The 22,090-nt window shown below is 64.7% G+C and carries 18 protein-coding genes; 14 read left to right on the top strand and 4 right to left on the bottom strand.

What is annotated here, in order from left to right; all coding sequences use genetic code 11:
- Positions 1-46: 46 nt before the first annotated feature.
- The 6 genes from MU856_RS14115 to MU856_RS14090 all read left to right on the top strand — a co-directional run bounded on the left by MU856_RS14115 (position 47) and on the right by MU856_RS14090 (position 7,649).
- Entirely contained in the window at positions 47-2,869 is a 2,823-nt protein-coding gene (locus MU856_RS14115; RefSeq protein WP_062903108.1) for a 2-oxoglutarate dehydrogenase E1 component, read from the top strand.
- A 31-nt stretch (positions 2,870-2,900) separates the two neighbouring features.
- Complete coding sequence (gene odhB, locus MU856_RS14110) at positions 2,901-4,133, top strand: 2-oxoglutarate dehydrogenase complex dihydrolipoyllysine-residue succinyltransferase (protein ID WP_062901717.1); 1,233 nt, start codon at positions 2,901-2,903, stop codon at positions 4,131-4,133.
- Positions 4,134-4,173: 40 nt separating this feature from the next.
- The gene (lpdA, locus tag MU856_RS14105) at positions 4,174-5,586 is read left to right on the top strand and encodes a dihydrolipoyl dehydrogenase (RefSeq protein WP_062901718.1); all 1,413 of its coding nucleotides are present in this window, start codon (positions 4,174-4,176) and stop codon (positions 5,584-5,586) included.
- Between the two features lie 139 nt (positions 5,587-5,725).
- On the top strand, positions 5,726-6,349 hold the full coding sequence (locus MU856_RS14100; RefSeq protein WP_186402888.1) for a trimeric intracellular cation channel family protein: 624 nt from the start codon (positions 5,726-5,728) through the stop codon (positions 6,347-6,349).
- 96 nt (positions 6,350-6,445) lie between these two features.
- Positions 6,446-6,694, top strand: coding sequence for a hypothetical protein (locus MU856_RS14095; RefSeq protein WP_202988223.1), 249 nt, complete (start codon positions 6,446-6,448; stop codon positions 6,692-6,694).
- Between the two features lie 55 nt (positions 6,695-6,749).
- The gene (locus MU856_RS14090; RefSeq protein WP_062901720.1) at positions 6,750-7,649 is read left to right on the top strand and encodes an alpha/beta fold hydrolase; all 900 of its coding nucleotides are present in this window, start codon (positions 6,750-6,752) and stop codon (positions 7,647-7,649) included.
- A 21-nt stretch (positions 7,650-7,670) separates the two neighbouring features.
- On the opposite strand, the gene MU856_RS14085 is transcribed toward MU856_RS14090, so the two are convergent.
- Positions 7,671-8,300 carry a hypothetical protein gene (locus MU856_RS14085; protein WP_062901721.1) on the bottom strand — a complete coding sequence of 210 codons (630 nt, stop codon included), beginning with the start codon at positions 8,298-8,300 and terminating at the stop codon, positions 7,671-7,673.
- Between the two features lie 59 nt (positions 8,301-8,359).
- Positions 8,360-9,637: a phosphoribosylamine--glycine ligase gene (gene purD / locus MU856_RS14080; protein WP_062901722.1), complete on the bottom strand. Its 1,278-nt coding sequence runs from the start codon at positions 9,635-9,637 to the stop codon at positions 8,360-8,362.
- On the opposite strand from purD, the gene xseA reads away from it, so the two are divergent.
- The 4 genes from xseA to MU856_RS14060 all read left to right on the top strand — a co-directional run bounded on the left by xseA (position 9,636) and on the right by MU856_RS14060 (position 15,733).
- Positions 9,636-11,066 carry an exodeoxyribonuclease VII large subunit gene (xseA, locus tag MU856_RS14075; protein ID WP_062901723.1) on the top strand — a complete coding sequence of 477 codons (1,431 nt, stop codon included), beginning with the start codon at positions 9,636-9,638 and terminating at the stop codon, positions 11,064-11,066. The genes purD and xseA overlap by 2 nt on opposite strands.
- Before the next feature lie 76 nt (positions 11,067-11,142).
- Entirely contained in the window at positions 11,143-11,355 is a 213-nt protein-coding gene (locus MU856_RS14070; protein WP_003041102.1) for a DUF2093 domain-containing protein, read from the top strand.
- Entirely contained in the window at positions 11,352-12,290 is a 939-nt protein-coding gene (locus tag MU856_RS14065) for a M23 family metallopeptidase (protein WP_062901724.1), read from the top strand. Before MU856_RS14070 ends, MU856_RS14065 begins: the two co-directional genes overlap by 4 nt.
- A 254-nt stretch (positions 12,291-12,544) precedes the next feature.
- On the top strand, positions 12,545-15,733 hold the full coding sequence (locus MU856_RS14060; RefSeq protein ID WP_062901725.1) for a TonB-dependent receptor domain-containing protein: 3,189 nt from the start codon (positions 12,545-12,547) through the stop codon (positions 15,731-15,733).
- A gap of 212 nt (positions 15,734-15,945) precedes the next feature.
- On the opposite strand, the gene MU856_RS14055 is transcribed toward MU856_RS14060, so the two are convergent.
- Positions 15,946-17,001, bottom strand: coding sequence for a hypothetical protein (locus MU856_RS14055; protein WP_254535699.1), 1,056 nt, complete (start codon positions 16,999-17,001; stop codon positions 15,946-15,948).
- Positions 17,002-17,006: 5 nt separating this feature from the next.
- Between MU856_RS14055 and MU856_RS14050 the strand changes: the two genes are divergently transcribed.
- The 4 genes from MU856_RS14050 to MU856_RS14035 all read left to right on the top strand — a co-directional run bounded on the left by MU856_RS14050 (position 17,007) and on the right by MU856_RS14035 (position 19,357).
- Complete coding sequence (locus MU856_RS14050) at positions 17,007-18,191, top strand: aspartyl/asparaginyl beta-hydroxylase domain-containing protein (protein ID WP_062901728.1); 1,185 nt, start codon at positions 17,007-17,009, stop codon at positions 18,189-18,191.
- A 125-nt stretch (positions 18,192-18,316) separates the two neighbouring features.
- Entirely contained in the window at positions 18,317-18,613 is a 297-nt protein-coding gene (locus MU856_RS14045) for a hypothetical protein (RefSeq protein ID WP_234178496.1), read from the top strand.
- 11 nt (positions 18,614-18,624) lie between these two features.
- On the top strand, positions 18,625-19,002 hold the full coding sequence (locus MU856_RS14040) for a hypothetical protein (RefSeq protein ID WP_263587784.1): 378 nt from the start codon (positions 18,625-18,627) through the stop codon (positions 19,000-19,002).
- A gap of 28 nt (positions 19,003-19,030) precedes the next feature.
- Positions 19,031-19,357 (top strand): hypothetical protein, encoded by a 327-nt coding sequence (locus MU856_RS14035; RefSeq protein WP_263587783.1) that lies wholly within the window; start codon positions 19,031-19,033, stop codon positions 19,355-19,357.
- Positions 19,358-19,387: 30 nt separating this feature from the next.
- On the opposite strand, the gene clpB is transcribed toward MU856_RS14035, so the two are convergent.
- Positions 19,388-21,967, bottom strand: coding sequence for an ATP-dependent chaperone ClpB (gene clpB, locus MU856_RS14030; RefSeq protein WP_062901732.1), 2,580 nt, complete (start codon positions 21,965-21,967; stop codon positions 19,388-19,390).
- Positions 21,968-22,090 lie beyond the last annotated feature (123 nt).

The following is a 22,090-nucleotide window of genomic DNA, read 5'->3' as shown; positions in this document are numbered from 1 at the left end:
TACCTTTCCCCGAATATCCCATCCCTTCCTCCCCGTGGAATCGCAGATGAACCTCGAACGACAAAGCTTCGACGTCGATGAAGTCCAGGCCGGGCCCAGCTGGGCGCCGAAGAACTGGCCCCTGATCGACAGCGATGATCTGACCGCCGCGCTCGACCCTCAGCAGATGCAGGTCGCGGTCAAGGCGGCCGCGGCGAAGGCGGGGGCGCCGCTCTCGAATGCCGAAGTCGAGCGCGCTGCCGACGATTCGATCCGCGCGATGATGCTGATCCGCACCTATCGCGTGCGCGGGCACCTTGCGGCGACGCTCGATCCGCTGGGCCTGACCCACCGCGAACTGCCGGCCGATCTGACGCCCGAATATCACGGCTTCGTCGGGGCCGACCAGGACCGTCCGATTTTCCTCGGCGGCACGCTGGGGCTCGAGAAGGCGACGATTCGCGAGGTGGTGTCGATCCTGCAGGCCAATTACTGCGGGCACGTCGGCCTTGAATATATGCACATCGCCGATGTCGAGGAGCGCCGCTTCCTCCAGGAGCGGATGGAAGGCGCCGACAAGTCGATCGACTTCACCGCCAACGGCAAGAAGGCGATCCTCAACAAGGTGATCGAGGCCGAGGAATGGGAGAAATTCCTCGCGCGCAAATATGTCGGCACGAAGCGTTTCGGGCTCGACGGCGGCGAATCGATGATCCCTGCGCTCGAGGCGATCATCAAATATGGCGGCCAATATGGTGTGAAGGAAATCGTCTACGGCATGGCCCATCGCGGCCGCCTGAACGTCCTCGCCAATGTGCTGGCCAAGCCGTACAAGGTCATCTTCCACGAATTTCAGGGCGGCACCGCGAACCCCGAGGATGTCGGCGGTTCGGGCGACGTCAAATATCACCTCGGCACCTCGACCGACCGCGAGTTCGACGGCGTGTCGGTCCATATGTCGCTGGTCCCCAACCCGTCGCACCTCGAAGCGGTCGATCCCGTCGTGCTGGGCAAGGTGCGCGCGCAGCAGGTGATGCGCGACGATCTGGCCGAACATAGCCAGGTGCTGCCCGTGCTGATCCACGGCGACGCCGCCTTTGCGGGGCAGGGGATCGTGTGGGAATGCCTCGGCTTTTCGGGCATTCGCGGTTACAATACCGGCGGCTGCATCCACTTTATCGTCAACAACCAGATCGGCTTCACGACCAGCCCGCAGTTCGCGCGCTCGTCGCCCTATCCGTCCGACGTGGCAAAGGGCGTGATGGCGCCGATCCTGCACGTCAACGGCGACGATCCCGAAGCCGTGACCTTCGCGTGCAAGCTGGCGATCGACTTCCGTCAGCAGTTCAAGCGCGACATCGTCATCGACATGTGGTGCTATCGCCGCTTCGGTCACAATGAAGGCGACGAGCCGAGCTTTACCCAGCCGCTGATGTACGCGATCATCCGCAAACATCCGCCGGTATCGGACCTCTACGCCACGCGGCTCGAGGCAGAGGGCGTCGTTTCGGCTGGCGATGCCGAAGCGCACCGCGCCGAGTTCGTCGCGCGGCTCGAAGACGAATTCGAAGCATCGAAGACTTACAAGTCGAACAAGGCCGACTGGTTCGCCGGTCGCTGGTCGGGCTTGCACGCGCCTGCCGATCCCGAAAATGCCCGGCGTAATATTTCGACCGGCGTATCGGAAAAGCTGTTCGACGCCATCGGCCGCACGATGACGACGATCCCCGACGATCTGGAGGTGCACAAGACGCTGCGCCGCGTGATCGACGCCCGGGCCGCGATGTTCGCGAACAGGGACGATGCCGAGGTGTTCGACTGGGCGACCGCCGAACAGCTCGCGTTCGGCACTTTGCTCAGCGAAGGCTATCAGGTGCGCCTGTCGGGCCAGGATTCGGGCCGCGGGACGTTCAGCCAGCGTCACGCCGTCTGGGTCGACCAGAAGGACGAGCATAAATATATCCCGCTGACCACCGTGCCACACGGCCGGTTCGAGGTGCTCGACAGCCCTCTCTCCGAATATGGCGTGCTCGGCTTCGAATATGGCTATGCGATGGCCGATCCGAAGAGCCTCGTGCTGTGGGAGGCGCAGTTCGGCGACTTCGCCAACGGCGCGCAGATCATGATCGACCAGTTCATCGCGGCGGGCGAAGCCAAATGGCTGCGCGCCAACGGCCTCGTGCTGCTGCTGCCGCACGGCTATGAAGGGCAGGGGCCTGAGCATAGCTCGGCGCGTCTCGAACGCTTCCTTCAGCTTTGCGCCGGGGACAACATCCAGGTGTGCAATATTTCGACCCCGTCGAACTATTTCCACGTCCTGCGCCGCCAGATGCTGCGCCCATTCCGCAAGCCGCTGATCATCATGACGCCCAAGTCGTTGCTCCGCCACAAGCTGGCCGTGTCGCAGCGTTCGGACTTCATCGGCGAAGCGCATTTCCGCCGCATCATGTCGGACCGCACCCCGCCAGAAGATGCGAAGGTCAAGCGTGTCGTCCTGTGTTCGGGCAAGGTCGGTTACGACCTGATGGAGGCGCGCGACGCCGCCGGGCTCGACGACACGACGGTGATACGGATCGAACAGATTTATCCTTTCCCGGGCGAGGCGCTGGCCATCCGCCTGAAGAAGATGAAGAATCTCGAAGAGGTCGTTTGGGCGCAGGAAGAGCCGCGCAACAACGGCGCCTGGTTCTTCGTCGAGCCGCTGATCGAGGAATCGCTGATCGACGCCGGCCACAAGGGAATGCGCGCCCGTTACGCCGGCCGGGCCGCTGCGGCTTCGCCCGCCACCGGCCTGATGAGCCGTCACCAGACCGAACAGGCGGCGCTCGTCGCCGACGCGCTGGGCCTCAATGTCCGCGCCGAAATTCGTCGCAACAAGAATAAAGCCTGAGCCAGAGCTTAAGCCCTAAGGAACTGCATCAATGAGCACCGAAGTCAAAGTCCCGACGCTGGGTGAAAGCGTGACCGAAGCGACGATCGGCGAGTGGCTGAAGCAGCCCGGCGAAGCCGTCGCGCTCGACGAGCCGATTGCCAGCCTCGAAACCGACAAGGTCGCGGTCGAAGTGCCGTCGCCCGTCGCCGGCGTGATGGGGCAACAGGTCGTCGCCGTCGGCGATACCGTCAATGTCGGGGCGGTGATTGCGACGATCGAGGCCGGCGACGGCAAGGCCGCCGCCCCCGCTCCTGCGCCCGCGGCGAAGGCCGAAGGGGCGGCGCCCGCTCCCGCAGCGACCGGCGGCGAGGATGCGGTCGTCACCCTGTCGCCCGCGGTGCGCCGCCTCGTCCTCGAGCACGGGCTTGATCCGAGCAAGATCAAGGGCACCGGCAAGGACGGCCGCCTGACCAAGGAAGATGTGCTGGCGGCCGCCGAAGCCGCCCCCGATGCGGCGCCCGCGCCCGCGCCCGCGGCCGCCCCGGCACCTGCCGCCGCGCCCGCTGCAACGGGTGCGCCGGGCCGTCAGGAAGAGCGGGTCAAGATGACCCGCCTGCGGCAGACGATCGCCCGCCGCCTGAAATCGGCGCAGGATACGGCGGCGATGCTCACCACGTTCAACGACGTCGACATGACGGCGGTGATCGAGGCGCGCGGCCGCTACAAGGATCTGTTTGAAAAGAAGCATGGCGTGCGCCTGGGCTTCATGGGCTTCTTTACCAAGGCCGCCTGTCTTGCGCTCAAGGACATACCGGCGGTCAACGGCCGTATCGATGGCGACGAAATCGTCTATAATAATTATATGGATATCTCGGTCGCGGTCAGCGGTCCGAGCGGGCTTGTCGTGCCGGTGATCCGCAACGCCGAAAGCCTGTCCTTCGCCGGCATCGAAAAGACGATCGGCGATTTCGGCAAGCGCGCCAAGGAAGGCACGCTGACGATGGACGACATGACCGGGGGCACCTTCACCATCTCGAACGGCGGCGTTTTCGGCTCGCTGATGTCGACCCCGATCATCAATCCGCCGCAATCGGCCGTGCTGGGCCTCCATCGCATCGAGGACCGCCCGGTCGCGATCAACGGTCAGGTTGTGATCCGTCCGATGATGTATCTGGCATTGAGCTATGACCACCGGCTGGTCGACGGCCGCGAGGCGGTGACCTTCCTGAAAACGATCAAGGAAGCGATCGAGGATCCGACGCGGCTGCTGATCGACCTCTAAGAGATTTCTCCCCATCCCCCGAGGGGTAAAGGAACAACAAATGGCTGATTACGACTACGACGTCCTTGTCATCGGTGCCGGTCCCGGCGGTTATGTCGCGGCGATCCGCGCGGCGCAGCTCGGGCTCAAGACCGCGTGCGCCGAAGGGCGCGAAACGCTGGGCGGCACCTGCCTCAACGTCGGCTGCATCCCGTCGAAGGCGATGCTGCACGCGTCGGAATATTTCGAGGCGGCGGCGGGCGGCGCGATGGCGGCGATGGGCATCAAGGTGACGCCCGAACTCGACCTTGGCGCGATGCACGGCCAGCGCAAGGATGCGGTCAAGGGCCTGACCGGCGGCATCGAATTCCTGTTCAAGAAGAACAAGATCGACTGGCTGAAGGGCTATGCGCAGTTCACCGGCAAGGACAGCGTCGAGGTTGCGGGCAAGGCCTATCGCGCCAAGAACATCATCGTCGCCACCGGATCGTCGGTGACCCCCCTTCCGGGCGTCGCGGTCGACAATGACAAGGGCGTGATCGTCGATTCGACCGGCGCGCTCGAACTTGCGAAGGTGCCTGGCCACATGGTCGTGATCGGCGGCGGCGTGATCGGGCTTGAACTCGGCAGCGTCTGGCGCCGGCTTGGCGCAAAAGTCACCGTGGTCGAATTTCTTGACCAGATCCTGCCCGGGATGGACGGCGACGTTCGCAAGGAAGCGAACAAGATCTTCAAGAAGCAGGGCATGGACTTCAAGCTGAAGACCAAGGTCACCGGGGCCGAAGTGAAAGGCAAGAAGGCCGTGCTGACGCTCGAGCCCGCCGCGGGAGGCGACGCCGAAACGCTCGAAGCCGATGTCGTCCTCGTTTCGATCGGCCGCCGTCCGAACACCGATGGCCTCGCGCTCGACAAGGCGGGGCTGACCACGAACCAGCGCGGTCAGATCGAGACCGATCATGATTTCCGCACCGCCGTCGACGGCATCTGGGCGATCGGCGACGTCGTTCCCGGCCCGATGCTCGCGCACAAGGCCGAGGATGAAGGCATTGCCTGCGCTGAAAATATCGCGGGGCTGACCGGCATCGTGAACCACGACGTCATCCCGTCGGTGGTCTACACCTGGCCCGAAATCGCCGGCGTCGGCCTGACCGAAGAGCAGGCTGTTGAGAAGGCTGGTGGGGAAAAGGACAAGGTCAAGGTCGGCAAATTCCCGATGCTCGCGAACAGCCGTGCGAAGACCAACCACGAACCCGACGGCTTTGTGAAGGTGATCGCCGATGCCAAGAGCGACCGCGTCCTGGGCGTCTGGATCATCGCCGTGCCGGCGGGCACGATGATCGCGCAGGCAGCTCAGGCGATGGAATTTGGCGCGACGTCCGAAGACATCGCCTACACCTGTCACGCACACCCGACGCACAGCGAGGCGATCAAGGAAGCCGCGATGGCAGTGACCGGAAAGCCGATCCACATCTGAGTTACCCTTCCACTGGGGTAGGGCATGGGGCGGCGGCGACGTCGCCCCATTTCCGTTGCGCCGCGCCGCCGATGATCGCATGACGAAGCGGTTGCCGGCACCGGTACCGGCCTGCGGGACGAAGAAGCATCGCTGATCCATGGACACCCAGACGCTCGTTCGCCTTCTCGATCTGACCGGCATCGCGGTCTTCGCGCTGTCGGGCGCGTTGATGGCGGTGCGGCTGCGCCAGACGCTGGTGACGGCGAGCTTCTTTGCGCTCGTCACCGGGGTCGGCGGGGGTAGCGTGCGCGACCTGCTGATTGGCGCGCCGGTCTTCTGGGTTCAGGACGGCGCGATCGGCGCGGTGTGCATCGCGATTGCGCTGGTCGTGTGGGTGACCCCCGAACGCTGGTGGCAGGGGCAGCTTCTGGAATGGGCCGATGCGGTCGGGCTCGCCGCCTATGCCGTGTTCGGGACGGCCAAGGCCCTTGCCTGGGGCGTGGCGCCGGTTCCCGCGCTGATGATGGGCGTCATCACCGGCTGTGTCGGCGGGACGATCCGCGATATACTGGCCGGGGTGCCGTCGATCATCATGCGGCCCGAAATCTATGTCACCGCGGCAGCGCTAGCCTCCGGGCTGTTTCTGATCCTGACCTGGCTCGGCGTCGCAACCTCGGTCGCCGCTGTCGCGGGCGCCGCGTCGGGTTTCGTCCTGCGCGGCGCAGCAATTCGCTGGTCTTTGGCGCTTCCGACGTATAGGGGGCGCCCCGAATCGCGGTGAATAGCGGCAGTGGGAGCCGCAACGCTCGCTTAACGCTGATCCTGTAGAGGATCCGGTGACGCGCGGAGAGGCGCGTCGTGGGGACCAGTTTCGACCTTGAAGACATTGCTGATTCATTTCGGCGCCGGGGTGGCGGCGTCCGACTGCGTGGATGCTTGTCACGACACGGCGCACACCGGGCGATGGATCATCGGCCTGTCGCTGGTGATCTTTGCGCTGCCGTTTTGCGCGCATGCGGCGCGACGCGTCCTTCTGTCGCGCGCGCGCGCCGGCCGGCGCATCCGGCGTGGCGCGGTTCCGACGAAGCCGGCCCGGTTTCGCTTTCGCAGACGGGCGCCCTCTTGACCGCGCCGCGCGCAGCGGCACAGTGGCGGTTTGACGATCGGGGAGCGGCGACGGCATGGCGACAGAGCAGGCAGCGGTAAACGGGATCAGCATCACCTTCGAAGACAAGGGGCCGCGCGATGCGCCGGTGATCCTGCTGGTGATGGGGCTGGGCGGGCAGTTGACACTGTGGCCCGACGAATTTGTCGATGCGCTGAATGCGCGCGGCTTTCGGACCATCCGGTACGACAACCGCGACGTCGGCCTGTCTACGCGCTTCGACGCGGCCGGTGTCCCCAATCTCAAATGGATGTTCGTGAAGTCGCTGCTGCGCCTCCCGGTGCGGAGCGCTTACACGCTCGCCGACATGGCGGCCGACGGCGTGGCCTTGCTTGACCATCTGGGCATCGCGCGGGCGCATATCGTCGGCGTGTCGATGGGCGGGATGATTTCGCAGCATATCGCCGCGCGCTATCCGGACCGCGTGCTGTCGCTGACGTCGGTGATGTCGACGACCGGCAATCCCCGCCTGCCGCGCGCGCAGAAGGAAGCGATGCAGGTGCTGACCAGCCGCCCGATGAGCGGCGATCCCGAAGATCTGATCGCCTATTCGGTGCGCGCTGCCAAGGTGATCGGCAGCCCCGGCTACCCGCCCGACGAGGAGCGGTTGCAGCGGCGCGTGCGCAGCGATTTCGAACGTGGCTGGTATCCGCAGGGCGTCGCGCGCCAGATGGCGGCGATCGTCGCCGATGGCGACCGGCGGCCGATGCTGAAGTCGATCGACGCGCCGACGCTGGTGATCCATGGCGAGGGCGATCCGCTGGTGCCGCTGGCGGGCGGACGCGATACCGCCGACAATATTCCGGGCGCCCGACTGCTCACCATCCCCGGCATGGGGCATGATTTGCCGCTGGGATTGGTCGATACGCTGGCCGATGCGATCGCCGGTCACGCCGGGGCGGTTGCCCGGGCCTGAGCTATAGGGCGGCTTTTTGCCTTATAGCTCGCCGCCGAGGGCACCATATTTCGCCTCGAACCCCGCCTTGTCGCCCTTCGCCAGATAGCCGGCCTGGTCGACGATATTGTCGCGGACGATGCGGCCCTGAAACGCGCCGAGCTGTGGATCGATCGCGGCGATATCGGCGTCGGTCCAGGCGGCGATCTGCGCAAAGCTGGTGACGCCAAGGCCGCCGAGCAGCGTCGCCATTTTCGGCCCGACGCCCTTCAGCAATTGCAGATTATCGGCTTTGGCGGCGGCAGGGGCGGGAGCGGCTTCTGCCGGCGGGGCAGGGGCGACCGGTGGAGGCGCGGCCGGTTCGGGCTCGGGCGCATGCGCGACGGGTGCGGGCGGGACGGTGGGTTCCGCCGGAATATCGGAGGCTGTGGGCGGTGCAGCCGGCACCGGAGGCGGCGACGCGGGCGCGGGTTCCTTTGGCTTGAAGCGCGCTGGTTCGGCTTTGACGATGTCGGGCTTCGCCACTTCCAGCGGTTTTTTCGGCTCGGCCGGCATCGCTGCGGGCGGCGCTGCTTCGTCGGGCCGCTTGCGGCCGAACAGCCACCACAGCAGGACGACCGCGACGACCAGTCCGACGACCGCGATGATCCAATTTTCCTGAAGCCACGTCATGATGATCTCCCTGTTTCACTGTCAGCCTAAGCCGACGGGGGTGGCGCGTCCAGCACCGCTCAGCGCGCCTCTCGGTTGACCTCGCGCCAGCCGATGTCGCGGCGGCAGAAGCCGCTCGGGAAATCGAGCTTGTCGACCGCGGCATAGGTGCGCGCCTGCGCTTCGGTGACACTCTTGCCCGTCGCGGTGACGTTGAGAACGCGTCCCCCCGCGGCGACGATCGCGCCGTCGGCGCGCGCGGTCCCGGCATGGAAGACGCGCACGCCTCCCGCTTCGGCCGCGGCGATGTTGCGGATCGCGCCACCCTTTTCGGGGGTGCCCGGATAGCCGTTCGCCGCCATCACGACGGTCAGCGCATAGCCGCCGGTAAAGGTCGGCGCGGGCACGTCGGCGAGCCGCCCGGTCGCGGCGGCATGAAGCAGCGCGGCAAAATCTCCGGTCAGGCGCATCATCAGCACCTGACATTCGGGATCACCGAAACGGCAATTATATTCGATCAGCTTGGGGCCTTCGCTGGTCAGCATCAGCCCGGCGAACAGCACCCCGACATAGGGCGTGCCTTCGGCGGCGAGTGCGGCGACGGTGGGACGGATGATCCGATCCATCACCTCGGCTTCGAGCTCCTTGGTTAGCACAGGCGCCGGGCTGTAGGCGCCCATGCCGCCGGTGTTGGGCCCGGTGTCGCCGTCGCCGACGCGCTTGTGATCCTGGGCGCTGCCGAAGGCGATGACATTGGTGCCGTCGGACAGCGCGAAGAAGCTTGCCTCCTCGCCGGTCATGAATTCCTCGATCACCACCTCGGCACCCGCGCCGCCAAAGGCGCCCGCGAACATGTCGGCGATCGCGGCTTCGGCCTCGGCGCGAGTCTCGGCGATGATCACGCCCTTGCCCGCGGCGAGCCCGTCGGCCTTGATCACGACCGGAATCGCGAAATCGGCGAGCGCGGCCAGCGCGGCGTCGGCGCTGGTGCAGCGCACATAGCCGGCGGTCGGAATCGCGGCGCGCGCACACAGATCCTTGGTAAAGCCCTTCGATCCTTCGAGCTGCGCGGCGGCGGCGGACGGGCCGAAGACCGGAATGTCGATCGCGCGCAACCGGTCACCGAGGCCGGCGACGAGCGGCCCTTCGGGGCCGACGACGACGAAATCGATCGCATGGGTGCGCACGAAGGCGACGAGCCCGTCAACATCGTCGGCTGCGATCGGCACACATTCGGCATAGACTTCGATCCCGGGGTTTCCGGGTGCTGCATAGAGCTTGGCGCAACTCGGCGATTGTGCCAGTTGCCAGCTCAGCGCATGTTCGCGCCCCCCAGATCCGACCAGCAGGATATTCATGAGCGTCCCTTTTCCGTCCGACGATGGCACCGAAGCGCGGCTGTTAGCCGAGGCGACGGCGGGCGACAATGCACCCGCGCTGTCGGTCACGCAATTGTCGGCGGCGATCAAGCGGACGGTCGAGGACGGCTTTGCGCGGGTCCGCGTGCGCGGTGAGCTGTCGGGGGCGAAGCGTGCGGCATCAGGGCATTTCTACGCCGCGCTCAAGGACGACAACGCGCTGATCGACATGGTGATGTGGAAGGGGCAGGCGGCGCGCCTCGCCTTCCGGCCCGAAGATGGCATCGAGGTGATCGCGACGGGCAAGCTCACCACCTATCCCGGCCGCTCCAAATATCAGCTGGTCGTCGAAAGCCTGGAGGTCGCGGGCGAAGGCGCGTTGATGCTGTTGTTCGAAAAGCTGAAGGCGCGGCTTGGCGCCGAAGGGCTGTTCGACCGAGAACGCAAGCAGCCGTTGCCCTATCTGCCGCGCGTCATCGGCGTCGTTACCTCGCCGACCGGGGCAGTGATTCGCGACATTCTTCATCGCCTCGCCGATCGCTGCCCGACGCGCGTGATCGTGTGGCCGGTGCTGGTGCAGGGCGAAGGGGCGGCGGCGCAGGTTGCGAATGCGGTGCGCGGTTTCGATGCGCTCGCGCCCGGCGGACCGGTGCCGCGCCCCGACCTTGTCATCGTCGCGCGCGGCGGCGGTTCGATCGAGGATTTATGGGCGTTCAACGAAGAAATCGTGGTGCGTGCGATCGCCGATTGCCGCATTCCGACGATCAGCGCGGTCGGCCATGAAACCGATGTGACGCTGGCCGATTATGCCGCCGACGTGCGCGCGCCGACGCCAACCGCCGCCGCCGAAATGGCGGTGCCGGTGCGCGCCGAGCTCATCGCGCAGCTTGCGACGTGGCGCAGCCGTATGACGGGCGCGGCGACGCGCCAACGCGCGCTCGCCGGCGAGCGATTGACTGCGCTCGCGCGGCACCTGCCGAAGCGCGAGGCGCTCTACGCCCCCCAGCGCCAGCGGCTCGACGACGCCGCCGAGCGGCTCGATCGCAGCCAGCGCCACCGGCTCGCGCTCGCCGGCGAACGGCTGGTGACGCGCGGCGCGGCGCTGCGTCCGGCGCTGCTGGCGCGTGCCTGGGACCGCGATCGCGCCAAGCTGGCGGGGCTTGCGCGGCTGCTGACCTCGCTCGATCCGCGCGCGTTGCTTGCCCGTGGCTATGCGATGGTGCGCGATGCCGACGGGGCGATCGTGCCGAGCGCGGCGCGCGCCCGTGGGGCAGGCCATCTGCGGCTTGCCTTCGCCGATGGCGAGGTGCCGGTGACGGTGGCGGAGGGCGATGCGCCGCCACCCCCTGCGCCCTCCGCTGCGCCGGCGCCAAAGCCCGCGCGCAAGCCCCCCGCCGCGCCGGGGCGGGGACAGGGCGAGCTGTTCTGAGCGCCGCAGGGGTGGCCGAAATCGCGCAGGTCGCTATATTGCATCCGATATCTTGGACAATTTGATGGACCCCGCCATGTTGATCGCCAGCCGCAACCGCCTTGCCCGCCTGCAATATGGCCCGAACGGATTTCGTATCCTGTCGCCGGGCGACCATGTGCTGTGCGCGGTGAGCGGGGTGCCGATCGGGCTCGACGAGCTGCGCTATTGGTCGGTTGCGCGGCAGGAGCCCTATGCGACCGCGGCGATTTCGGTGCAGGCCGCACTGGACGCGGCGCGCGGCGCATGACCGCGCGCGGGGCAGCGCCCCGAGCGATTGCTTCGCTGACCCTGGCCATTGCGGCGGCAGGCTGTGTACCCGCCGTGGCCGACAGTCCCCCGGCGCCCAAGGTGGCAGCGCCCGCTGCCGCCGCGCCTTCCGTACCGACCACACCCCCGGTCCCGAAGCCGCTTCCCGGTCCCGCCGATTTCGCCTTTCGCGGCAGCATGATCCAGGGCGGAACGCTGATCGGCCAAGTGCCGGGCGGAACGCGCATGTTGACGCTCGATGGCGCACCCGTTCCGGTCGCAGGCGATGGCGCTTTCCTGATCGCCTTCGATCGCGATGCGCCCGCGAGCCAGCAACTGGTAGCGACCCTTTCCGACGGGCGCACGGTTACGCGGACGCTGAGCATTGCGGCGGGGAATTGGCGGATCGAAAATATCAACGCGCCCTATCGCGGCAGCGCATCAAGCGACGCCGAATTCGAACGCCGTCGCCCCGCCGAACTGGCGCAGATCGCTGCGGCGCGCGCGAGCCATGTCGAATCGGACGGCTGGCGGCAGCAATTTCGCTGGCCCGCGCCGGGGCGGCTCTCAGGCTTCTTCGGTTCGCAGCGCGTCTATCAGGGCAAGCCGGGGAGCTATCATAGCGGCACCGATATCGCCGTGCCCGCGGGCACGCCCTTTTTCGCGCCCGCCGACGGGGTCGTGGTGCTCGCGGCCGATGCGCCCTTCACGCTCGAAGGAAATTTGCTGATCGTCGACCACGGCATGGGGCTGACCAGCGCCTTTCTGCACTGCCAGCGCCTCGATGTGAAGGTCGGCGACCGTGTGACGCAAGGGCAACAGCTCGGTACGGTGGGCGCGACGGGACGGGCAACAGGGCCGCATATGCATTGGGGGCTCAAATGGCGCGACGCGCGGCTCGACCCGGGCACGCTCGCGGGACCGATGGCGCGATAATCGAGGCGTTTCGATTGGAGGCGTAATTTAATTACGTACTAGGGTCGTTGATTATTCGAAGTGTGTGAGCGCTCATTTGTGTTGTTGCAAATTCGTCACAATCGCTCGTGAAACCGCGTCCCTCGGGGGGAATTCCCTTTACTCACCATGAATGAGCGATCATCCCGCACGCTATCGGGGTGTCTGTTCGGCGGCTTTGCGCTGCGAAAATAGGGGCCCGGGTATAACCACCACCAGTAGCAAGGGACTGCACTGTGAAGAAAACCCACTATTCCAAGCTGAAGCTTGGCGCTGCGCCGATCGTTATCGGCGTTGCCCTTGCTTCGGTTCCTGCCTTCGCGCAAGACGCCGAGGAAGGCGCCGCTGCGCCGGGTTCGGAGATCGTCGTTACCGGCACCCTGATCCGCAACCCCAACCTCGAACAGTCGACGCCCGTCAACGTCACCACTTCGGACGCGATCGAACTGAAGCAGTCGAACGTCGCTGAGGAAGTTCTTCGCGAATTGCCCGGCGTCGTTCCGAATATCGGTTCGGCGGTGAACAACGGCAACGGCGGTGCGTCCTACGTCGATCTTCGCGGTCTCGGCTCGACCCGTAACATCGTCCTGCTCAACGGCAACCGCGTTGCGCCGTCGGACGTGAACGGCCGTGTCGACCTCAACAACATTCCGCTTGCCCTGATCGAACGCGTCGACGCGCTGACCGGTGCGGCGGTGACCACCTATGGCGCAGATGCCATCACCGGCGTCGTCAACTTCGTCACCAAGCGCGATTTTGCCGGCTTTGAAATGACCGCGTCGGAACAGATCACTGAAAAGGGCGACGGCAACATCTTCCGTGTTGACGCGACGATCGGTGCAAACTTCGACGATGGCCGCGGTAATGCGGTGCTGAGCATCGGCTATCAGCAGGCCGACCCTGTCTATCAGGGTGCGCGCGGTTTCTCGGACAACACGCTCGACAGCTATTCGGACACGTTCATCGGTTCGGGTACGTCGGTCCCCTCGCGCTTCTCGGGCACGCGTCCGCTTACCGGCGGCGTACCGAACGTCCTCGCGCAGTATACGCAGACCGGCACCGTGCCGAACCCGAACTTTGACCCGACCCAGCCCGTCAGCGCAACGAACCCGGCGACGCTGCCGGTTCTCGCTCTGACGCCCGGCGGTGCTGCCAACGGCGGCGTTCGTCAGGTCAATAGTGCTGGCCAGGCGGTCGGCACGTTCCAAACCTACAACTTCAACCCGTTCAACATCTTCCAGACGCCGTTCGAGCGCTTCAACATCTATGGCCAGGCCAATTATGAAGTGTCCGATGCGGTGGAAGTGTACACCCGGGGCATGTTCTCGAAGAACACCGTGTCAACGATCATCGCACCGTCGGGTTCGTTCGGTGGCTCGGTTGCGATCAATCTGAACAACCCGAATCTGCCTGCGGCGCTGCGTGACCAGTTCTGTGCGTTCAACGTCGCTCCGGTGGTCAATGGCGTCGATGCCAACGGGGATCCGATTTCGGGCCAGTCTGCTTATACGCCGCGCTTTACGCCGGCTGAGTGCGCAGCGGCAGCTACGGCTACAGGCCGGAGCGATCCCAACTACCGCGAAGTCACCGTCACGCTGAACCGTCGTACGCCCGAAGTCGGCCCGCGTATCAGCAACTATCAGACGACCTTCTTCGATTATCGCGTCGGTGCGCGCGGCGGCATCACCGATACGCTCGATTGGAGCCTCGAGGGCGCCTATGGCGAGTCGGAAAATATCCAGAGCATCAACGGCTACACGCTGCAGTCGCGTTTCCGCGAAGCGTCGCTGTCCAATGATGGCGTGACCTGTCAGAGCGGCAATGCTGATTGCGTTCCGGTCAACCTGTTCGGTCCTGAAGGGTCGATCACGCCAGAAGCCGCGCGGTATCTCTCGGAAAAGAGCACCTCGACCAACCGCACTTCGCTTGCGCAGGTCCGCGGCATCATTTCGGGTGATCTCGGCTTCTCGTCGCCGGGTGCGGTCCAGCCGATCGGCTTCGCGATCGGTGGCGAATATCGCAAATACACCGCGCAGCAGTCTTCGGATCTCCTCGCCAAGACGCCGGGTGAACTCGGTGGCGCCGGCGGCGCGGCTCCCGACATCGATGGCGCTTACGATGTCTATGAAGCCTATGCCGAAATCGTGGCCCCGCTGATCGAAGACAAGCCTTTCTTCGAGAGCCTGACCCTCGAAGCGGGGATCCGTTACTCGGATTACAGCATCCGCGGCGCTGGTGGCTACAATGCCACCACGTGGAAGGCTGGCGGCAGCTGGGAACCGGGTGCGGGTCTGAAACTTCGCGGTAATTACAGCCGCGCGGTTCGCGCTCCGAACATCGGCGAACTGTTCACGCCGCAGACGGTTGGTCTGACCAACCTCGGTATCGACCCCTGCGCCGGTGGCGCTCCGGTGGCCGACGCCAATCTGCGCGCGGTCTGTATCGCGCAGGGTGCTCCTGCCGGTACGATCGGTTCGATCACCAACCCGACGGCGGCGCAGGCCAACATCACGGTGGGCGGTAACCTGAACCTGAAGCCTGAAAAGGCAGATACCTGGACGCTGGGCCTTGTCTGGCAGCCGGACTTCCTGCCGCGCTTCAACATGTCGGTCGACTATTACAACATCAAGGTCAACGACGTGCTTGGCACGCCCCTGCCGGGCGATATCATCAACGCTTGCTTCGATGGTTTGTCGGCTTCGAGCGCAACCGATCCGGCTTGTACCTCGATCCGTCGTAACCCGATCACCGGCGGCCTTGACGGTGACCCGTCGACGACCCCCGGCCTGTTCGGTCTGACCAACAACCTCGGCCGTCTGTTCACCGACGGTGTCGACCTGTTGATGAACTACAACACCGATGTCGGCTTCGCGAACCTCAGCTGGTCGTTCGTCGGCAATTGGACGCACAGCTCCAAGTATAACGCCAACGTAGCCGATCCGACTTCGCTCAACCGCGAATGCGTCGGTTACTACAGCGTGAACTGCTCGTTCACGGGTTCGATTCAGCCGGAATTCCAGTTCTCGCAGCGCTTTACGCTGGGCTTCGACAAGGTCGACGTCTCGCTGCTGTGGCGCTGGATGGACTCGGTCGACTTCGAGCCGGCGCAGCTCGCGGCGGACATCGCTGCAGCGCAGGCGGCTCCGGACGACTGTCCGAACCCGACGACGAGCGACGATGGTGGCTGCGTGGTCGATCCGAAGTTCCGTCACATCAAGGCGGCACATTATTTCGATCTCGCCACCCGCTTCAACGTGAGCGACAATCTGGTCATCACCATGACGGTCCAGAATCTGCTCGACAAGAAGCCGCCGATCGTTGGCAACACCATCGGTTCGACGACCTACAACAGCGGCAACACCTTCCCGTCGACTTACGACGCGCTGGGTCGCCGCTATGCGATCTCGGCCAAGCTGAAGTTCTAAAGAACTCTCTGCTTGGAAGGAAATTGGGGCGGGCAGCAATGCTCGCCCCTTTTTCTTTGGCAGTCAGAACCATGAGGAGCGGCAGCTTCCGCCGACCTTGTTTAGGGCGGCCGCCAAGACCGTGCCTCGGGCTTGGCACCCAACCTTCTCCGCAAGCTGTGCCTATGACGGCATGGCTAGCCCGACCACTGGTGCCCGATCGCAATAGCGCATCAGGGCATAGGTAGCGCCCCTGGGAGAACTAGCGGGATACCGGCCTGATCGGCGACAGCTTCTGCCCATCCGAGGACCTGATTGATTTCGTCTCCGTACGCCGCGTCGGCGGCAGCGAGATCACGCTGACGCTCGCCGGCTGCAAACGGCGCCCCCGACTTGCTATTGCGTGCCAGCGCTGGATGATCGGCCAGAGCCTCTCGGTCGGCGGTAAGGCCATAATGGTCCATTGCCCCTGCAACCGCCCGAACGGGGTCGCGGGTGAGTGCCTCGCTGTCGAGTGCAGCGATCCGGCCGGGCGCCCAAGCTATGAGGGTCGCGAAAGCACGCTGCTGGGCAAGCCACCCGATGGCGGCGATTTGCAGGTCGGACTGGCGGAAATAGTCGCGCGCATCGAAACCGAATTGCAGGAAGTCGTCTGCCAGATAGCCTTCAAACAATTCCCTGCACCACAGCCGGCACCATAGACCCTTCCGCGCGACCGACAGAAGAAAGGCGCGCAGCGGCGCATATAGCAGAATGGCGTGCGCCCCCGGACGCAGGGTTAGCGCACCGCGCGCGAGCGGATTGAAAATGTTGGAAGGCTTGATGATTACGGCTTCACCAGCGGTCAAGGGCCGTGCGAGCATCGCGAGCGCATCATCCATAACCCGCGCGTGATCGCGCGGCGCCGCGCCGCGCCGCCGCCATCCGACCATGTCATTGAGCAGCACGGGTTCGGACAATCCGGATGCAATGCCCGGCTGATCAATCGCCTGGACCAGCATGGTGGAGGCACAATAGGCCGAATGGAATAGGAAATGAACTGGCGCCGGCTCTACGTTCTGACGAGACGCGGTGCGGGACAGGACGAGCGGTGCTGCTTCCTCGCCCAAATGCATGTCTGTAAGAAAGGGGATCTCCCGGCGGATGTCGCGCGGCACGCGGCGGAAATGAAACGCGTCGTGATTGGAATCGTACCGATGCGCGAGCCATTCGGGATCACGTAAGGCGGCGGCAGAAGCGGGATGCAACATCGTTCGACCTTGCCGATTGCTGCAGTCGATGGCAAGCATCGGACATGGCCAGTATACAACCGCCCGCGCCCGCCGTGGAAGCCAATCGTCTTGGTATTGCGGCTTTGCAGGCCAACGATCCGGCGGCGGCGGCGGCGCACTTCGGCCGGGCGATTGCGTCCGATCCTCGGTCCGGTGCGCTCCAGAGAAATCTCGCGTCGGCATGGCGGGCGCTGGGAGAGGAAGAGCGTGAACTTGACGCACTTGCAGCGGCTCTAGCGATTGACCGCCGCGATCTGGTCGCCTGGATCCGCAAGGCCGAACGGCATGAATCACGAGCGGAGCGCGGTGCGGCGCTGGAGGCGTGGAGCGCGGCGCTCGCGCTTGCGGCGCAACTCGATCCTGTGCCCGATCCGCTCGTGCCGCTCCTGGCGCACGGACAAGCCTTCGTCGCGCAGGCGACCGATACTATGTTTGCCGCGGCCTCCGGCGCGATCGCTTCAATGGGCGATATACTCGATGAAACCGACACGCGGCGTGGAAAAGCATTCGTCGAAAGCACGCTTGGCCGGCGCAGGATCTATCGAAATGAATGTGCGGGCATCTATTACCCATTTTTGCCCGCCGACGAATTTTTTGACCGGCGGCATTTCCCTTGGTTCACTGAAATTGAGGCACATACCGACGCCATTCGGAGCGAACTACTCGCGCTGCTCGACGACCCGGGAGATGCGTTGCGTCCTTACGTGCGAATGGATGCTGGAACCCCCGATTCGATCTGGACCCCCCTCGACAATCGACTTGATTGGGGCGCCTGCTTCTTGTGGGAATATGGCGCCGCGAACCAAGTAGTGCTCGACCGCTGTCCGGCAACCGCTGCCGCGCTAGCAGCCGTTCCCGGCGCTCGTATCCCGGGCCGAGCGCCGAGCGCCTTTTTCTCGATGCTCAAGCCGCGCACGCGCATCCCGCCCCACACAGGCGTCACCAACACACGTGCAATTGTCCATCTGCCGCTGATCGTGCCGCCCGGATGCGGCTTTCGGGTGGGGGGTGAGACGCGCAGTTGGGAGGAAGGCCGCGCTTTCGCCTTTGACGACACCATCGAGCACGAGGCCTGGAACGATAGTGACCAGCTGCGCGCTGTGCTGATCTTCGACGTATGGAACCCGCATCTCAGTCTGGCCGAGCGCGACTTGCTGGTGCGATATTTCGCATCGGCCGATTCGTCAGGCTACGCCGTACCGAGATAAGCTATAGCGGTGGAGAAGCATATTTCGCTTGGGAACGAGAGACGTGCATCATATGGTCTGGGGATAAATGCCCAAATTTGAAGGGCTGAGGAGATTTTTGAATGTTTAGGATCATGACTTGGGCAGTGGCGGCAAGCCTGCTCGCGGCGCCAGCTGCGGCCGAGGAATTGGCCGACCGGGCGCCGCCCCCGAAGAAGCCGTCGTTGATGACTCCGACGGAAATTGAAGCCTATAACAAGGGCTTGGCACAGACCCATCCTTATTACATCAAGTGCCGCAAGACGTTGGAGATCGGCTCGCTGGTCAAGAAGACCCGCGTTTGCCACACCAATGCCGAATGGAAGGACGTGATTGCGCGCGGCAACCAGGATGCGCGCGATACGGCCGAAGCCATGACGAGCAAGGGGAGCACCTCCAACTGACGCTGGTGCCCATGCGAGCCGTTATTGTGGGAGAAATGGCGATGCGAGGATGGATTACTTTGATTGCCGCATTAGGTGCGGCAAGTGCGGCCAGCGCCAGCGAACCGACAAATCTTGCGCGAGCACCTTCCGACATGAGTGGTGCCGAGATTGACGCATATAACGAGGGCCGCTCAGCAAATGATCCGGAGTATATCCGATGTAGACGCATCGCTGAACCCGGATCGCTGGTGAAAAAGAGCCGCATCTGCAATACAAATGCGCAGTGGCGGGTGATTACCGATCGGGGCAATCAGGATGCACGCGATTCGATGGAAATGCTTGCCCGAGGTTGGAGCAATTCGGTCGAGCCGAAGGATAGCCTGATGACCGAGATCAAGCCAAAATAGCGCGCTGCGCCGGACAGGGGTTGGTACAATGCCGAATTTCACGACCACCGTTGCGATATTGATGGCAGTCGCATCCGCGCCGGCGGCGGCGGATGCGTACACCGACCGCAAACCTCCCGATCGCCCGGCTTCGACGATGACCAACGCCGAAATCAAGGCGTTCAACCAGGGTATGGCATCGACCCATCCCTATTACATCAAGTGCCGCAAGATTGAGGAAATCGGATCTTGGGTGAAAAAGGCGCGGGTTTGCCACACCAATGAGGAATGGAAGCAATTGTGGGCGCAGGGGAATCAGGACGCGCGCGACACCGCCGAAGCGATGACGCGCGCGCCCGTCAACCACAGCAATTGACCGATTGGCAGGTCGCCGGGTCGACCCCACTTATGTCGGCGTCAGGACAAGGCCGCCGTCGCCTTCGTCCACTTTGACCGTCGATCCGTCCTTGACTTCACCTTTCAGGATCAGGTCGGCGAGCGGGTCTTGCAGATATTTCTGCACCGCGCGCTTCAGCGGCCGCGCGCCGTAGACGGGATCGTAGCCTACCCGGCCGAGCCACGCGCGCGCGGCGTCGGTGAGGTCGAGCGTCACCTTGCGATCGTCGAGCAGTTTCTGGACGCGCGCGACCTGAATGTCGACAATGCCGCCCATATGCTGCTGCGCGAGGCGGTGGAACAGCACGATCTCGTCGAGCCGGTTCAGGAACTCGGGCCGGAAATGCGCGCGCACCACCTCCATCACCGCGGGTTCGGCCTGTTCGACCGGCGCGTCGTCGGGCAGCGACGCGATCGCCTGGCTGCCAAGGTTCGAGGTCAGGATGATCAGCGTGTTGGTGAAGTCGACCGTACGCCCCTGCCCATCGGTCAGCCGCCCGTCGTCGAGCACCTGCAAGAGGATGTTGAACACGTCGCCATGCGCCTTTTCGACCTCGTCGAAGAGGACGACCTGATAGGGACGGCGGCGGACGGCTTCGGTCAGAACCCCGCCTTCCTCATAGCCGACATAGCCCGGAGGCGCGCCGATCAGCCGCGACACGGCGTGCTTTTCCATGAATTCGGACATGTCGATGCGGACCATCGCATTGTCGTCGTCGAACAGGAACCGCGCGAGCGCCTTGGTGAGCTCGGTCTTGCCGACGCCCGTGGGGCCGAGGAAGAGGAACGAGCCCAAGGGCCGGTTCGGATCCTGTAGCCCCGCGCGGGCACGGCGGACGGCGGTCGAGACGGCGCGCACGGCTTCGTCCTGACCGATGACGCGCTTGCCGAGCGTCTCCTCCATGCCGAGCAGCTTTTCGCGCTCGCCCTCCATCATCCGGTCGACCGGGATGCCGGTCCAGCGGCTGACCACCGCGGCGATGTCGTCGGCGGTGACTTCCTCGCGCAGCATCGCATTGCCCGCGGCGGCCTCTGCCTCCTCGAGCCGCTTTTCGAGCGCGGGGATCGTGCCGTAGCTGAGCTCGCCCGCACGGCCGAGGTCGCCCGCACGCTGCGCCTGTTCGAGCGCCGAGCGTGCGGCGTCGAGTTCTTCCTTGATCTTCGCCTCGGCGTGGATCTTGTCCTTTTCGGCCTGCCATTTCTGCGTCAGTTCGGCCGACTGCTGTTCAAGATTGGCAAGCTCGGCCTGCAGCGCGGTGAGCCGGTCTTTCGATGCCGCATCGGTCTCCTTGGTCAGCGCCGCTTCCTCGATCTTCATCTGGATGATGCGGCGGTCGAGATTTTCGATCTCCTCGGGCTTCGATTCGACCTCCATGCGGATGCGGCTCGCGGCTTCGTCCATCAGGTCGATCGCTTTGTCGGGCAGGAAGCGGTCAGAGATATAGCGGTTCGACAGCGTCGCCGCGGCGACGATCGCGCCGTCGGTGATGCGCACGCCGTGGTGCAGTTCGTATTTTTCCTTGAGCCCGCGCAGGATCGAGATCGAATCCTCGACCGTCGGTTCGCCGACGAACACCGGCTGGAAGCGCCGCTGAAGCGCGGGGTCTTTCTCGACATATTTGCGATATTCGTCGAGCGTCGTCGCGCCGATGCAGTGAAGTTCGCCGCGCGCGAGCGCCGGCTTCAAGAGGTTCGACGCGTCCATCGCGCCGTCGCCCTTGCCCGCGCCGACGAGCGTGTGCATCTCGTCGATGAACAGGATGATCTCGCCCTCGGCGGACTTCACCTCGTCGAGCACGCCCTTGAGTCGTTCTTCAAACTCGCCGCGATATTTGGCGCCCGCGATCAGTGCGCCCATGTCGAGCGCAAGGAGGCGGCGGTCCTTCAGGCTGTCGGGTACGTCGCCATTGGCGATGCGCAGCGCCAACCCTTCCGCGATGGCGGTCTTGCCGACGCCCGGTTCGCCGATCAGCACGGGGTTGTTTTTGGTGCGGCGCGCGAGGATCTGCACGGTGCGGCGAATTTCCTCGTCGCGGCCGATCACGGGGTCGAGCTTGCCCGACCGCGCGACTTCGGTGAGGTCGCGCGCATATTTCTTGAGCGCTTCGAAACTGTCTTCGGCGCCCGCGCTGTCGGCGGTGCGGCCGCGGCGCAGTTCATTGATGACAGTGTTGAGCGCGTCGGCCTTCACGCCCGCGTCGGCGAATGCCTTGCCGACCGGAGTCGAGGAGGCGAGGACCATCGCGAGCAGCAGCCGTTCGACGGTGACATAGCCGTCGCCCGCCTTGGTCGCGACCTGTTCGGCCTGATCGAGCAGGCGCACCGCGTCATTGTCGAGCCCCGGCGTCGCCTGCGCGCCCGATCCCGACACGGCGGGAACCTTGGCGAGCAGCGCGTCGATGCCGGCGACCGCGCGCGGCATGTCGCCGCCCGCCCGCTGGATCAGGCCCGCGGCCATGCCTTCATTGTCTTCGAGCAGCGCCTTGGCGATATGCTCGGGACTGATCCGCTGATGGTTCATGCGGATCGCGATCGTCTGCGCCGCCTGCAGAAAGCCCTTGGCGCGATCGGTAAATTTTTCGAGGTTCATGTGGATAAGCCCCTTTCTCGACACCAGAGATAGTGTTGCCCATTTGCAACACAAGAGCATGGCTATTCGCGCCGCAAATTTTCCGCCATGAGGTCGCCCAGTCGCCATAATATATGGAGCGGG

The sequence above is a fragment of the Sphingopyxis sp. GC21 genome (genome assembly GCF_025727575.1).
Classification (GTDB): domain Bacteria; phylum Pseudomonadota; class Alphaproteobacteria; order Sphingomonadales; family Sphingomonadaceae; genus Sphingopyxis; species Sphingopyxis terrae_A.
This window is presented reverse-complemented; position numbering and strand designations above follow the sequence as displayed.